Annotated in this window: 1 protein-coding gene; it reads right to left on the minus strand. The window is 50.7% G+C overall.

What is annotated here, in order from left to right; genetic code table 11:
- Positions 1 to 432: hypothetical protein (locus tag A3766_RS30850; protein ID WP_197479476.1), on the minus strand; the 432-nt coding region annotated here is incomplete at both ends.

Here is a 432-nt window from a genome sequence, read left to right on the forward strand (position 1 = left end):
CAACAATCGATTTGCTGTAATCGTCGCGGGTAGCTGTGTCTGGTAATTGCGAGCCACTGCGCTTGTACATTTCCATGTAGGCTGTGGCGGTTGTAGAAGCATCTGCGTCATTAATCTTGGTGAACAAGCGGCGCGCCAATACCCGAGAAATTTCCGTGGGTCGCACTGGTACGGTGGTTGTTGCATCACGTTTTACAACACTCATGATGCTTTGGCTTGCTCGTTGCGCCAGTGCGGCAGCTTCTTCTTCATCTACATCGCGGCCTAGTGTTGAAGATAGAACACCTTGCAGCATGCCGGTTTGACCTTGGAATGCATCACTTTGGCTGGCAAGCGTAAGCACAACACTGACACCGCTGTGAGTACGTGCGTAGCCTAGAAGTGCCATTAAAAATGCACTAATTTGTTCACCACCGCCTACGTGAGCAGCTT

The organism is Oleiphilus sp. HI0132, assembly GCF_001635845.1.